This is a genomic window from Agromyces albus, from assembly GCF_030815405.1.
Lineage (GTDB): Bacteria > Actinomycetota > Actinomycetes > Actinomycetales > Microbacteriaceae > Agromyces > Agromyces albus_A.
In genome coordinates, this window is the sequence record NZ_JAUSWX010000001.1 from 307,348 (window position 1) to 321,488 (window position 14,141).

Sequence of the window (14,141 nt, forward strand, 5' to 3'; positions counted from 1 at the left end):
ACGAGCAAACGCTCGTATTCTCAAAACGCGAGTGACTGCTCGCAATAGTCTATCGAGAGGCTCTCGCCCGTGCTCGCTCGTCTCATCACGCGATTCCCCCGCCGGGTTCTGCTCGCATCGACCGCCTTGCTGATGGTGTTCGCCGCCCTCGCGGCCGGCGCGATGGATGCGCTCTCCCTGAACCGGTATGAGGCACCGGGCTCCGAATCGGTCGCCGCGCGCGAGCAACTCGGCGAACGCTTCGGAACGAGCAGCCCCAATGTCGCGATCCTCGTCGAGGCTCGCTCCGGCACGGTGGACGATGCGGCGGTGACTGCCGTGGGCGAGCGCCTCACCGAGGCCCTGGCCGACTACCCCGGGGTCGGAGATGCCTGGTCGTATTGGTCGCCGGCTGCCCCCGATACCCTCGCGAGCACCGACCTGCGCCACGCGCTCATCCTCGCCTGGGTTCCGGGCGACGCCGATCATGTCCGAGGCGTGGTGTTGCCGGGGATTGAGGCCGAGTTGGTGGTTCCGATCGAAGAATCGGCCGTGAGCGTCCAACTCGGAGGCGGCGACCAGGTCTTCCGCGCCGTCGCCGAGCAGGCACGTGGCGACTTCCTCCGTGCGGAACTCATCATCATCCCACTCGTCGTCGTCCTGCTCTGGATCGTGTACCGCCGACTGCGGCTGGCGCTCGTGACCGTCGGAATCGGCATCTTCTCCGTCGCGGGCAGCCTCGCGATCCTGCGCGGAGTCAGCGAATTCGCCGACGTCTCCACGTTCGCGGCCAACATCGCGCTCGTGATGGGCATCGGCCTCGGTGTCGACTACGGCCTCTTCATGAGCTATCGGTTCCGAGAAGAGTTGGATGCCGGCCGCGACGTGGCCGGGGCTGTCACCGTCGCGGTCCGCACTGCCGGTCGGACCATCCTCTTCAGCGGCATCACCGTCGCCGCCTCGCTCTCGGTGCTCTTCGTGTTCCCGTTCACCTTTCTCTCCTCGTTCGCGTACGCCGGCATCGCGGTCGTGGTGACGGCTCTTCTCGGCTCGATCGTGATCATGCCGGCCGCACTGCGACTCCTCGGCACGCGCGCGGCCCGAAAGACGCCGGCCCGCGCGCCCGAGACGGGGTTCTGGTTCTCTTCGGCGACGCGGGTGATGCGCAAGCCGCTCCTGGCCGGCGGCATCGGGGTCGCGATCCTGATCGCGCTCGGCGCGCCCGCGGTTCTCATGAACTTCGGTGCGCCCGACGACCGCCTGCTGCCGTCGAGCCAGCCGGTGCGCGGGATGTACGACATCATTCGCGCAGATTTCATCGCCGAGGATGCCGACTCCATCTCTGTCCTCGCCGCGGACGCGACGGATGTCGAGGTCGCCGAGCACGCCGCCCGACTCTCGACCCTCGACGGCGTCGTTCGCGTGGACTCCGCCGCGGGCGCTTTCGCCGACGGCACCCGCGTCGGTCCGGCGGGCCCGGGCGGACCGGAGCGGTTCCGCGACGGATCTGCCACCTGGCTTGCTGTTCTGCCCTCAGCCGATCGACTGGCGAGCGACTCCGTCGGACTGGTCGAAGAGGTGCGCACCGCGGATGCACCGTTCGACCGCCTCGTCGGCGGATATCCGGCGGAGCTCGCCGATTACCGGAACGGGGTCGTCGAGCGACTTCCGCTCGTCGCGGTGCTCATCCTGGCCGTCACGTTCGTCGTCCTCTTCCTGATGACGGGGAGTGTTGTCGCACCGCTCAAGGCCGCCGTGCTGAATCTGCTGTCGTTGACGGTCATGTTCGGCGTCCTGGTGTGGGGCTTCCAAGAGGGCGGGCTCGCTCCGATCCTCGGATTCACGCCGACAGGCTCGATCGAGCCGAGCATCCCGCTCTTGATGTTCTGCATCGCCTATGGTCTCTCGATGGACTACGAAGTGTTCCTCCTCGCTCGGATCAAGGAGGAGTTCGATCGCACCGGCGACGTGGTCGGGTCGGTACCGTGGGGTATCGCCCGGTCTGCCCCGCTCGTCTCCGCAGCCGCGTTGATTCTCGCCGCGTCGTTCGCCGTCTACGCGACGAGCCAGGTGACGTTCCTGCAGCAGATCGGCATCGGCATGGCACTCGCGGTACTCGTCGACGCAACCCTGATCCGGGGCGTGCTCGTGCCCGCGTTCATGCGGCTGGCCGGCCGGGCGAACTGGTGGGCGCCTCGACCGCTCCGACACGTTCACGACCGCTTCGGCTGGCGGGAAACGGCCGAGATCGGAACGTGACGCACGGAGCCAGGGTCGTCATCGCGGGCGTGCCGCTGTGCGGATGCGGGTCATCGAGCGCGGCCGGCGGTGCTCGCGTGGAGCTCGTCGATGAGCGCGTTCGCGAGGTGCACGAGGATCGCGATCTGGTCGTCGTCGCGGTCGACCCAGCGGCACTCGGGCTCTTCGGCCACGGGCACGAAGTCGTCGTGCCGTTCCCACACCACGAGCGTGCGCTCGGCGCCGAGCACGTACTGCTGCCACCACACCTGCCGGAGATACCCGCGCGGGATGCCGCGCCACGGCTTCGACGTGGTCTTGATCTCGCACAGCTGGAGCTCGCCGTCGGGAGCGACGCGGAGCCCGTCGGGAGTCGCGAGGTGCCGGCGCTCGGTCGCGGAGTGGAAGAGCAGCGACGACGGCTCGATGCCGTGCGTGCGGCGCACCCACTCGGCGATCACAGGCTCGCGTTCACGACCGTGGTCGGTGTAGCGGCTGCCGCCGAAGCTCGAGCCGTATCGCTTCTCCCACGCGGCAGAGCGGACGGATGCCCGGGACGCGAGCTTCGCGACATCCGTCGCCGTGATGCCGCGGGAGCGAGCCCGCAACCAGGTCACCCGGTCGCTCGAATCGGCCACGATCCGCGTCTCGTGAGGGTGCCGCGGAGGTGCCTCGACGACCGCCGTCGAGCCCTCGAGATCGAAGAGGGCGAAGGGCGTATCGGGCACCTCCCGAGCGTACCGCCCACCCACCACAGCGGCCTGCCGAGCCACGCGGTTCACCGATCGCGGCGGCATGACATCTGCATGCTGATTCGCACGTGCTCCAGCGACGAATGAAGAGAGGCGGCGCGAGCCGGAGAGGAGTACGCTGGCCGCGCCAATGGGGCTCGCCCGAGAGCCTCTCCGCCGATCCCCAAAGGGACGTGCTCATGGATGAAAAAACAGATCTCCGAGCGGGTCACGACGGTTGCGGCCGCGACGCCGTTCCAGTTGCTCTACGAGTTCTACCGGCTCTCCGGCTACCAGGAGCGCCGGCATCAGCCGGGCGTGCTGGACTTCACCTTCGGCGATCCGCATGATCCGCCGTCCACTGCCTATGTCGAGATCCTGCGCGAGGCCCTGATCCCGCAGCACGAGCTCTGGTTCGCCTACAGGATCGGCGACCCGAAGGCGATCGAGGCGGCGACCGAGTCCCTCCGCCGGCACACCGGTCTGCCCTTCGAAGCCGACGACGTGCACCTCACGACGGGCGGGTTCACGGCGATCTCGGTTGCGCTGAAGCTCGTCGGCGATCCGGGGGACGAGGTCATCTACAGCCTGCCGCCGTGGTTCCTCTACGAGCCGATCGTCCTGGAGGCGGGTCTCGTGCCGGTGAAGGTATCGATCGACCGCGGGACCTTCGACCTCGATCTGGACGCGATCGCGGCAGCCATCACGCCGCGAACGCGCATCGTGATCGTCAACAGCCCGAACAATCCGACCGGCAGGATCTACCCGGTCGAGACGCTCCAACGGCTGGCTGCGCTGCTCACGGATGCATCGGAGCGCAACGGGCGCCGCATCTACCTCATCTCCGACGAGGCCTACAACCGCATCGTCTTCGACGGCGAGCGCTTCCACACCCCCGTGGAGTTCTACCCCTGGAGCTTCCTCGCCTACAGCTACGGAAAGACGCTGCTCTCACCGGGCGAGCGCATCGGGTATCTCGCGGTGCCGCCGACCATGCCCGACCGCGCTGCGCTGCGGGATGCCATCGAGGCGCTGCAGATCTCCGGCGGCTGGCTCTTCCCCAATGCGTCGATGCAGTACGCGCTGCCGCAGCTCGAGACACTCGCCTTCGACATCCCCCTGTTCCAGCGGAAGCGCGACGTGATGGTGGAAGCGCTGCTCGGCATGGGCTACCGGGTCAACGTGCCAGAGGGCACGTTCTACCTGTTCCCCCAATCGCCGTTGCCCGATGATGCGGAGTTCGCCGCGATCCTCGACAGTGAGGATGTGCTGGTGCTGCCCGGCCGGATGTTCGAGACGCCAGGCTTCTTCCGCATCTCGTTGACGGCGACCTTGGCGACGATCGAGGAGAGCCTGCCCCGGTTCGAGGCGGCAATGACCCGGGCGAAAGCGGCAGCCGTCGGAGCCGCTCGCTGAGCACAGCCGGCTCGCCCGGCTCGCCCATCAGGCGCGCCGGGCGACGGAGTGCTCTGCCCCGACCATCGACCTCGCGGCATCCGCTATCCACCGGTCGCCGCGGCCGCCTCCAGGTTTCGGTTGACGACCTCGAGCGTCTGCTGCAGCGCCTCGGTCGGACTGAACTCGACGACCTCGGTGCCGGCGTAGATCGTCGGGGTATGTCCTGGCGGCACGTGATAGGCGTCGCCTGCGACGTATACCTCTTCGTGCCCATCGGTGAACGTGAACTTCACCGATCCGCTCAGCACGTAGCCGAGGTGCACGCTCTGGCACCGGTCGTCGGGCAACCCGGCGAAGAGGGACGCGAGGTCCGCGTCCTCGGTGTAGGTCTCGAAGGCGACGGTGTATCCGCCGAGCTCCTGGAGATGACCTTCGTAGCCTTCGGCCTCGAAGGTCTCGGTGGCGTCGTGTTTCGATGTCTTGGGCATCTGCCCTGCTCCTCTCGGTTCGTCCGGATCCGGCTGGCGCCGGGGACCCCGGCATCCAACCGGACCCGGTTCTCCGAAGGTAGAGCGTCGAGGATCGAGGATCGTCGGTGCCGGCACGCAGCTCACACCGCCCGTGCACGCAGCTTTCCCGCGAGTGACTACGCGATGGCGTGCGTGTGCGCGTACGACGTGGCCGCGGCCCGGGCGGCCCGGCCGGTGGCGCCGATCTTGGCGTAGATGTTCGACAGGTGCCGCTCGATCGTGCGCACCGAGAGGACGAGAGCGGCCGCGATCTCGTCATTCGTCATGCCGGCAGCGACCATGCGCAGCACTTCGGACTCGCGAGCGGTGAGCGGTCCGGGTCGGGCCGGTCGCACGCTCGACTCGAGATCGGCCACGATCTTCGCAGCCGCTACGGCGTCGGCACGGGCACCGAGCTCCTCGAAGGCGGCGACGGCCTTCCGAGCCTCCTCGAGGGCGCGCTGCGGCTGGCCGAGCGCGGAGACCGACCTCGCCAGTTCGATGCGGGCGCGGGCCGTCTCGAACGGCGCGCCGCCCGCTCGGTAGAACGCGATCGCCGTTTCGAACGCCCCGCGAGCGGCGGCGTGCTCACCCCGGGCCGCGGAGACGAGCCCCGCAGCAAGGCTGGCCGACGCGCGAATCGGAGCCGTCGGCGTCGCATCGGCGATCGACCGCAACGTGTCTGCCGCCCGCTGCGCCTCCTCGCGATCGCCCAGACCCAGCCGTGCGCGGACCAGCACCTCGAGTCCGTCGACGTGCTCCACGATGTCGTCGGCCGGCAGCGCGCGCAGGTCGCGCTCGGCCGCCTCTGCCGCCGTGACGAGATCTCCGGAGTCCAGGGCAAGGGCGGCCCGCACCGTCTCGCCGCGCTCTCCGTAGCCGATCCCATACGGGCTCGCCTCCAGCTCCTCGAGCAGCGACCGTGCTTCGTCGTACCGACCCTGCCGGCGTCGCAGGTCGGCGAGTCGCAGCATGGCGAGGGCGGCGAGCTGGGGCCGGGCGGACATGTCGGTGAGCGCTTCGGCGAGTTCCTGTTCGGCCTCGCCCCAGTGGCCCCACCAGATGAGGGCCGCAGCGTGCTCGATCCGTGGATAGGTGAACATCGAACGGTTCGTCCACGCCTGCGACACCTGCATCACGTGCCGTGACCATTGCGCCAACCGGTCGAAGTCGCGGATCCGCGCGCTCGCCGTCACGAAGATGCAGCACACGCCGGCCGACACCTCCGGGTCGCGAACTTCCCCGGAGACGGCCGCCGCGGCGGCTTCGTCGAGCACACGCAACCCTTCCGCCAGGCGGCCTGACGACACCAGCACCAGGCCGAGCAACGACAGCGCGATCATCTCAGCGTCGACGTCGCCGATTCGGCGGCCATCGGCCACCCCGTGCTCGGCGAGAGCGAGGGCGCGGGGGAGGTCGCGCTCGTACATCATCGCCATGGACGCCTCGACGGCATCGGCCCAGACGAGCACCGGCGAGTCGGGTCGGTCCTCGAGTCGTCGGCGGGCGCGCTGGAGCCAACCCGACGCCACGGCGTGCTCACCGCGAAAGGTCACGAGGTCATCGGCGAGGCTGACGGCGACCCTGGCGGCGGCTTCCGCGTCATCACGACCGCGGTACATCCGGTACGCCCGCTCCCGGGCGGTGATCGCCGTGTCGGCGTCGTCGAGCCATGAAGCCGCCGTTCCCAGGCCTTCGAGCGCCTCGGGTGTCTCGTCGGCGAGCAGCGCTTCCTCGAAGGCCGCGCGCGCCTCGTGCCAGGACCACTCTCGGAGTGCCCGATCGCCGCGCTCCAATGCATGAGCCGCGCTCATGATGCCTACTCTAGTCAGCGCGCGCCGACGGGCGCCCGAGCGGTCAGCGGGCGGCGAGCGCGTCGATGCCCTCGGGGGAGAGCACGTGGTGAATGGCGAGCATGCTCGCGCCGAGCACGGCGGCGTTCTCGGCAGCGGCCGACTGCACGATGGCGAGATGCTCGGTGGCGAGCGGCATCGAGCGCGTGTAGACGACCTCGCGCACGCCGGCGATGAGGTGCTCGCCGGCTCGCGCCATCGACCCGCCGATCGCGATGACCGACGGGTTCACGAGGCTCACGCACGCCGTGAGCACTTCGCCGATGTCGCGGCCGGCCTGGCGCACGGCCTGGATCGCGTCGATGTCGCCGCGCTTCACGAGCTCGACGACGTCGCTGCCGGATTGCACGTCGACGCCCTGCTCACGCAGTGCGCGCGCGATCGCGGGGCCAGAGGCGAGGGCTTCGAGGCATCCGCGATTCCCGCAGTGACAGGGCACGTCGGCACCGCGCGCGACCCGCACGTGGCCGATGTCGCCCGCGATGCCCTGAGCGCCGCGCTGCAGCAGCCCGCCCGAGATAACGCCCGAGCCGATGCCGGTCGCAACCTTCACGAACACGAGGTGCTCCACGTTCGGCCAGGCGAGCGCCCGCTCGCCGAGGGCCATGATGTTCACGTCGTTGTCGACGAGCACGGGCACCTCGAGATGCTGCTGCACCCATCCGGGCACGTCGAAGCGATCCCAGCCGGGCATGATCGGCGGATTCACGGGCCGACCGGTGGAGTGCTCGACGGGCCCGGGAACGCCGATGCCGATCGCGACGAGCTCCTTGCGGTCGCGGCCGAACTCGGCGATGAGCGCGAGTCCCGCCTCGACCATCCAGCCGAGCACGGTCTCGGGGCCGCGCGTGATGTCCATGGGCTCGCTGCGCTTGGCGAGCACGGTGCCGGCCAGGTCGGTGACGGCGATCGTGGCGTGGGAGGCGCCGAGGTCGGCCGCGAGCACGATGCGGGCGGCGGGATTGAGCGCGAACTGCGACGGCGGGCGGCCCCCGGTCGAGGCGGCATCGGCGACGGGCGTCACGAGGCCGAGTCGCATGAGCTCGTCGACCCGAGCGGCGACGGTCGAGCGGGCCAGTCCGGTGGTCTGCGCGAGCGACGCACGGGTGCGCGGCGCCCCGTCGCGGAGCAGCTGGAAGAGCTCGCTCGCTCCCGAAATGCCGAGGGCCGATCCGCGGCTGATGTCCACCATGTTCTGAGTAAAGCACACCGATCTCCACTGGGTCATCTCTCACCATACTGACACGTGGCAGGCGACTTTTGACGAAGCGGTAGCAAAAGGTGCCCGGCGTGTGTCAGTATGGCGACCATGACAACGGACGTCATCGCCCCGGCCAACACCCTTCGCGCCGGCATCGTCGGCGGGGGGTTCATGGCCGCCGTGCACACGCATGCCGCACGAGCTGCTCGAGCCGAGCTCACGGGCGGTGCGTCGTCATCGGCGCGCCGTGCTCGCGACGCCGCCGATCGCCTCGGTCTCGGTGCGGCCTTCGACTCGGTCGACGCGCTGCTCGCCGCCCCCGGCATCGACGTCGTGCATATCTGCACGCCGAACAGCACGCACGCCGCGATCGCCCGTGCCGCCCTCGAGGCGGGCAAGCACGTGATCTGCGAGAAGCCCCTCGCAACGACGGTGACGGATGCCGCCGAGCTCACCGAGCTCGCCGCCGACCGCGGCCTCGTGGCGGCGGTGCCCTTCGTCTACCGGTTCCACCCGATGGCGCGAGAGGCCCGAGCCCGCGTCGCCCGGGGCGAGACCGGCCGGCTCCTCAGTGTGCAGGGCGCCTACCTCCAAGACTGGCTCGCCGCCCCCCACGACGACGACTGGCGTGTCGACGCCGAGCTCGGCGGCCCTTCGCGCGCCTTCGCCGACATCGGCTCGCACCTCGTCGACCTGCTCGAGTTCGTGTCGGGCGACCGCATCGTGCGCCTGAACGCCTCGACGCGCACGGTATACGAGGCTCGCTCGAGACACGCCGACATCGCCACCGAAGACCTCGTGGCCGTCGTCGTCGAGCTCGCGTCGGGCGCGATCGGCACGCTGCTCGTATCGCAGGTCTCGGCAGGCCGCAAGAACGCGCTGTCGATCGAGCTCTCGGGCGCGAGCGGCAGCATCCGGTTCGAGCAGGAGCGACCCGAGCAGCTCTGGCTCGGCAACGTCGACGGCTCGAGCGTGCTCGAGCGCGACCCGGCCCGGCTCGCCCCCGACGCGGCGCGCCTCGCGCTCGTGCCGGCGGGGCATCCGATGGGCTATCAAGACGCCTTCAACGCTTTCGTCGCCGACGCCTACGCTGCCATCGACGGCAGGGTTCCCGACGGGCTTCCCCGATTCGCCGACGGGCTGCGCGCCGTTCGCGTCACCGAGGCCGTGCTCGCCTCGGCGGCATCCGACGGCTGGGTGGAGGTGGCCGCATGAACGGCGCCGACGCGACACCAGTGCTCGTGGCCGAGGGCCTCGAGAAGTCGTTCTTCGGCGTGCAGGTGCTGCGCGGTGTCGGTCTCACGCTCGCACCGGGGGAGGTGCACGGCCTCGTCGGCGAGAACGGCGCGGGCAAGTCGACGTTCATGAAGCTCCTCGCGGGCGTCTACGAGCGCGACGCCGGCACGATCACGCTCGGCGGCGAGGAGGTCGACTTCACCCACCCGGTGCAAGCGGCGCACGCCGGCCTCGCCACGGTGTTCCAGGAGTTCAACCTGCTGCCCGAGCGCACCGTCGCCCAGAACGTGTTCCTCGGCCGCGAGCCGAAGCGCCGCGGCCTCGTCGATCGGGCGGCGATGCAGCGCGAGACGCGAGCGCTGCTCGACGAGCTCGGCATCGACACGATCGACGCGGATGCCCCGGTGCGAACCCTCACCGTCGCCGAGCAGCAGATCGTCGAGATCGTGAAGGCGCTCTCGACCGACGCCCGCGTCATCCAGATGGACGAGCCGACGGCCGCGCTCGCCGGCCACGAGGTCGAGCTGCTCTACGCGATCGTGCGCCGCCTCGCGGCACGCGGTGTGGCCATCCTCTACGTGTCGCACCGGCTGAAGGAGATCTTCGACCTCTGCGACACCATCACCGTGCTGAAAGACGGCGCGCTCGTCTCGACCGGTCCCGCATCGGAGCTCACCACCGACGAGCTCGTGCGGCGCATGGTCGGCCGCCCGATCTCCGCCTACTTCCCCGACGCCGAGCCCGGCACGGTGCTCGGCGAGCCGCGCCTCCAGCTCACGGGTGCGGGCAATGCCTATGTCGACGGGGTCGACCTCGAGCTCCGCGCGGGCGAGATCGTCGGCGTCGCGGGACTGCAGGGCTCGGGCCGCACCGAGCTCGTCGAGGGGGTCTTCGGCGTCACGCCCTTCACCCGCGGCGAGATGCAGCTCGACGGCCGACCGATCCATGTCACGTCGGCGCGCCAGGCCGTGCGCACGGGAATCGCCCTCATCACCGAAGACCGCAAGGCCCATGGGCTCGCACTCAACCAGTCCATCGCCGACAACGCCCTGCTCGTGATCCGATCCGTCTTCGCTCGGCGCACGAGTGAGGCGCGGCGCGAACTGCCGGGCGTGCTCTCGTCGCTCGAAGTCGTCTCGCGCGGCGTCGATCAGGAGGTGCAATACCTCTCGGGAGGAAACCAGCAGAAGGTCGTGCTCGCGAAGTGGCTCGCCACGAAGCCGAGCGTCGTGCTGCTCGACGAGCCGACGCGCGGCATCGACGTCGGCGCGAAGGTCGCCGTGTACAACCTCATGCGCCGGCTCGCGAAAGAAGGGGTCGCCATCCTCATGATCTCCTCGGAACTGCCCGAGGTCATCGGCATGTCCGACCGCATCATCGTGATGCACGACGGCCGCGCCTCCGCCGAACTGCCCGCACGGTCCGACGAGGCGACCATCCTCGCCGCCGCGACCGGCACGCTCAAGCTCGGAACGGGGGCGAAATGAGCACCCTCACCGAAGCCCCGGCCCCCGTGCGCCGGCCGCGCCGCCGTCGCCTCGACGCGAGCCTCATCGTCGGCATCGCGCTCGTGGGTGTCATCATCATCGGCTCGGTGCTCGTGGCGGGCGTCGGCCGCAACTTCTTCAGCGCAGGCAACATCCGCGACATCCTCACTGGCATGAGCGTGCTCGGCTTCGTGGCCATCGGCCAGACCCTCGTGATCCTGTGCGCCTCGCTCGACCTCTCGGTGCCCTACGTCGTGAGCCTCTCGAGCCTCATCGCGGCCGACATGATGGCCGGCAACCCGGGCAACATCCCCGCGGCCGTGGTCACGGTGCTCGTCGTGGCCGCGCTCATCGGCACGGCCAACGGCCTCATCGTGACGAAGCTCAAGGTGAACGGCTTCATCGCGACCCTCGGCACGGGCCTCATCATCAAGGGCTACCTCGACACGAACTACAAGGGCACGAGCGGCAATGTGCCGTGGGAGTTCCAGCTCATCGGGGCGACTGGCGTCGGCCCGGTGCCGGTCTCGACGCTCATCATGCTCGGCGTGGCGGTGCTCGGCGCGCTCTTCCTCGCTCGCACCCGCACCGGCAACCACATGTTCGCCGTCGGCGGCAACGAGCAGGTCGCACGGCTCTCGGGCATCCGCACCGCACGGCCGGTCATCATCGCCCACGTGCTGTGCTCGATGACCGCGGCCCTCGCGGGGCTCCTGCTCGCGAGCCGGCTCGGCGTCGGCAGCCCGACGGTCGGCAGCCAGGGCGGGTACGACCTGCTCTCGATCGCCGCCGTCGTGCTCGGCGGCACCCTCCTGCTCGGCGGCCGCGGCTCGATCTGGGGCACGATCGGCGGCGTCGCGATCTTCGCCGTCGTCGACAACGTCATGAGCGTCATGCAGGTCAACCCGTTCCTGAAAGACGTCGTGCGCGGCATCGTCATCGTCGCCGCCGTGGCGGTCTACACCGCGCGGATCACCGAACGGCGCCGACCGCGCTTCACGAGCACCGGCGCGTCGGATGCCGCAGGCGGCGGTATCGCCGGCGGAGGCAAAGGCGCGGGCAGTGCCGGGCAGGGCACGCCGGCCGTCGTACAGGAGGAGCAGGCATGAGCGCCGTGACATCCGATTCCCAGCATCTCGGCCACCGCCTCGCCGGATTCGGCCGCACGCTCATCAGCCCGCGCGGCGCCGTGTTCCTCTTGCTCATCGTGCTGCTCATCGCGATCACCGTGCTGAATCCGTCGTTCGCCGAGCCCTCCCAGTTCGTGCGATTCGTGCAACGGGTCGCGCCGGTGGCGATCGTGGCGATCGGCCAGTACTTCGTGATCGTCGGCGGCGAGTTCGACCTCTCGATGGGCTCGGTCGTCACCGCGCAAGTGGTGATCGCCGGCAACCTCATCGGGCAGGACGAGTCGAAGTCGATCCCAGTGCTGCTCTTCATGCTCGCGTTCGGCGCGTTCATCGGGCTCGTCAACGGCCTCATCGTGTCGTTCCTCAAGGTGCCGAGCTTCATCGCGACGCTCGGCATGATGCTCGCCCTCCTCGGGGCGACGCTCTACTGGACGGGCGGCGCGGCCACCGGCAACCCGGCCGATGGGTTCCGGCAGATCGGGCGCGGCGGCATCCGCGACCTCCCGGTCATCGGGGTGCTGCCGTGGTCGGTCGTGATCCTCGTCGTGCTGCTCGTCATCGCGATCTGGTTCGCTCGCCGCCCCTTCGGCCACAGCATCAAGGCGCTCGGCGACAATCCCACGACCGCCCGCTACTCGGGCACGCGCACCTGGTGGGTGAAGACCTCGACCTTCGTGCTCTCGTCGCTCTCGGCCACCGTCGCCGGCGTGCTCCTCGTCGGGTACGCGGGCGTGCACCCGAGCGTCGGCCGCGGCTACGAGTTCACCGCGATCACGGCCGTCGTGCTCGGCGGCGTGGTGCTCGGCGGCGGGCGCGGCTGGGTCGTCGCCGCGGCGGCCGGCGCGTTCGCGCTCGAGGCGCTCTTCACGCTGCTGAACTTCGCCGGTGTGCCGTCGACGTACCGCGACGCGGTGCAGGGCGCCATCATCATCCTCGCGGTCGCGTATGCCGCGACGACCATCCGCGCGCGCCGTCGTGGCCGCGCCCTCGAGACTTCGCCGGCACCAGAGGCGAAGGAGCAGGATCCCTCCGAGGACCCTGCTCGTCCTGCACCCATTCCCTCGACGTTGAGGGCTGACAACGAAACCAAGGGAGGTTCGTGATGCGACGCAGGTTCACAGTGGCATCCGCCATGGTCGGCGCTCTCGCGCTGATGACACTCGCCGGTTGTACCACCGATCCGAACGTGGGCTCACCCACGGACGAGACGGAGCCGGCAGCGGAAGAGGTCGAGTGGTTCGACCAGGAGCTCTTCGACAAGCAAGACGCAGAGCGGGGTGTGGCGCCCGAGGGTCCTGAAGACCAGCCGTGGCTGCAGTACATCAACGCCGAGATGGTCGACACGGCGGCATTCGCGAGCGAAGGGGCGAAGAAGGCGTGCTTCGCGAACGCGTCGATCTCGAACCCGTGGCGGCAGACGGGCTGGATCACGATGAACCAGCAGCTGCAGGTGCTGCAGGAGGCCGGCGTCATCTCCGAGATGGAGACTCGCGACGCGCAGGACTCCGACGACACGCAGATCGCCGACATCGACTACTTCATCAATGAGGGCAACTGCGACATCTTCATCATCTCGCCGAACTCCACGGCGGCCATGACCCCGGCCGTCGAGCGGGCGTGCGACACCGGCAAGCCGGTCGTCGTGTTCGACCGCGGCGTGCAGACCGATTGCCCCGTCACGTTCATCCACCCCATCGGCGGGTTCGCGTGGGGCATCGACACGGCGGAGTTCCTCATCGACGAGCTCGAAGAGGGCGACAAGGTCGTGGCGCTCCGCATCCTCCCGGGTGTGGACGTGCTCGAGCAGCGCTGGGCTGCCGCCGAGAAGCTGTTCGACGAGGCCGGCATCGAGGCGGTCGACTACTTCACGGGAGCCGACCCTACCGAGATCAAGAAGATCATCTCCGACGAGCTCGCCAAGGGCGACGTGCAGGGCGTGTGGATGGATGCCGGTGACGGCGCCGTCGCGGCCATCGAGGCGTTCGAGGACGCCGGCGTCGACTACCCCGTCATGACGGGCGAAGACGAGATGAGCTTCCTGCGCAAGTGGAAGGACACGGGACTCACGGGCCTCGCGCCGGTGTACTCCAACTTCCAGTGGCGCACGCCGCTCCTCGCGGCGCAGAAGATCTTCGCCGGTGAGGAGATCCCGAAGGAATGGGTGCTTCCGCAGAGCCCGATCACCGCTGGAGAGGTCGACCAGTACCTCGAGGCGAACGACGGCATGCCCGACGGGCACTACGCGAAGTTCGGCGGCGAGGACCTTCCGGGCTACCCGCAGGTCTGGCAGGACCGCATCATCCCGTAATCGACCCTCACCACCACCACAATTCAGGAACACCGGGTTCAGAATTCAGGAACCCGAGGTGTGTCGCGGCG

The 14,141-nt window shown here is 69.4% G+C and carries 11 protein-coding genes; 7 read left to right on the plus strand and 4 right to left on the minus strand.

The genetic code is table 11. The features are described 5' to 3' along the window. Nucleotides 1-69: 69 nt before the first annotated feature. Complete coding sequence (locus QFZ29_RS01375; protein ID WP_306892448.1) at nucleotides 70-2,238, plus strand: MMPL family transporter; 2,169 nt, start codon at nucleotides 70-72, stop codon at nucleotides 2,236-2,238. Nucleotides 2,239-2,288: 50 nt separating this feature from the next. Here the strand turns inward: QFZ29_RS01375 and QFZ29_RS01380 are convergent, their stop codons facing one another. Next, nucleotides 2,289-2,945 (minus strand): YqaJ viral recombinase family protein, encoded by a 657-nt coding sequence (locus QFZ29_RS01380; RefSeq protein ID WP_306892449.1) that lies wholly within the window; start codon nucleotides 2,943-2,945, stop codon nucleotides 2,289-2,291. 207 nt (nucleotides 2,946-3,152) lie between these two features. Here QFZ29_RS01380 and QFZ29_RS01385 point away from each other — a divergent pair, with 207 nt between their 5' ends. Further along, nucleotides 3,153-4,364, plus strand: a complete 1,212-nt coding sequence (locus tag QFZ29_RS01385; protein ID WP_306892450.1) for an aminotransferase class I/II-fold pyridoxal phosphate-dependent enzyme — start codon at nucleotides 3,153-3,155, stop codon at nucleotides 4,362-4,364. A gap of 83 nt (nucleotides 4,365-4,447) precedes the next feature. On the opposite strand, the gene QFZ29_RS01390 is transcribed toward QFZ29_RS01385, so the two are convergent. From QFZ29_RS01390 to QFZ29_RS01400, 3 genes are all read right to left on the minus strand, one after another. Beyond that, nucleotides 4,448-4,834 (minus strand): cupin domain-containing protein, encoded by a 387-nt coding sequence (locus QFZ29_RS01390; RefSeq protein WP_306892451.1) that lies wholly within the window; start codon nucleotides 4,832-4,834, stop codon nucleotides 4,448-4,450. 158 nt (nucleotides 4,835-4,992) lie between these two features. After that, complete coding sequence (locus QFZ29_RS01395; protein WP_306892452.1) at nucleotides 4,993-6,669, minus strand: LuxR family transcriptional regulator; 1,677 nt, start codon at nucleotides 6,667-6,669, stop codon at nucleotides 4,993-4,995. A gap of 43 nt (nucleotides 6,670-6,712) precedes the next feature. Continuing rightward, nucleotides 6,713-7,900, minus strand: coding sequence for an ROK family transcriptional regulator (locus QFZ29_RS01400; protein WP_306892453.1), 1,188 nt, complete (start codon nucleotides 7,898-7,900; stop codon nucleotides 6,713-6,715). A 117-nt stretch (nucleotides 7,901-8,017) separates the two neighbouring features. Between QFZ29_RS01400 and QFZ29_RS01405 the strand changes: the two genes are divergently transcribed. From QFZ29_RS01405 to QFZ29_RS01425, 5 genes are read left to right on the plus strand one after another with little or no spacing between them, the layout of a single operon-like run. Then, nucleotides 8,018-9,124, plus strand: coding sequence for a Gfo/Idh/MocA family protein (locus tag QFZ29_RS01405; RefSeq protein WP_306892454.1), 1,107 nt, complete (start codon nucleotides 8,018-8,020; stop codon nucleotides 9,122-9,124). Then, complete coding sequence (locus tag QFZ29_RS01410) at nucleotides 9,121-10,632, plus strand: sugar ABC transporter ATP-binding protein (RefSeq protein ID WP_306892455.1); 1,512 nt, start codon at nucleotides 9,121-9,123, stop codon at nucleotides 10,630-10,632. The genes QFZ29_RS01405 and QFZ29_RS01410 overlap by 4 nt, the downstream gene beginning before the upstream one ends. Continuing rightward, nucleotides 10,629-11,741 (plus strand): ABC transporter permease, encoded by a 1,113-nt coding sequence (locus QFZ29_RS01415; protein ID WP_306892456.1) that lies wholly within the window; start codon nucleotides 10,629-10,631, stop codon nucleotides 11,739-11,741. The genes QFZ29_RS01410 and QFZ29_RS01415 overlap by 4 nt, the downstream gene beginning before the upstream one ends. After that, a complete protein-coding gene (locus QFZ29_RS01420; RefSeq protein ID WP_306892457.1) occupies nucleotides 11,738-12,865 on the plus strand; it encodes an ABC transporter permease in 1,128 nt (375 codons plus the stop codon). Before QFZ29_RS01415 ends, QFZ29_RS01420 begins: the two co-directional genes overlap by 4 nt. 29 nt (nucleotides 12,866-12,894) lie before the next feature. Then, nucleotides 12,895-14,070: a substrate-binding domain-containing protein gene (locus tag QFZ29_RS01425; protein WP_373426257.1), complete on the plus strand. Its 1,176-nt coding sequence runs from the start codon at nucleotides 12,895-12,897 to the stop codon at nucleotides 14,068-14,070. The last annotated feature ends 71 nt before the right edge of the window (nucleotides 14,071-14,141 follow it).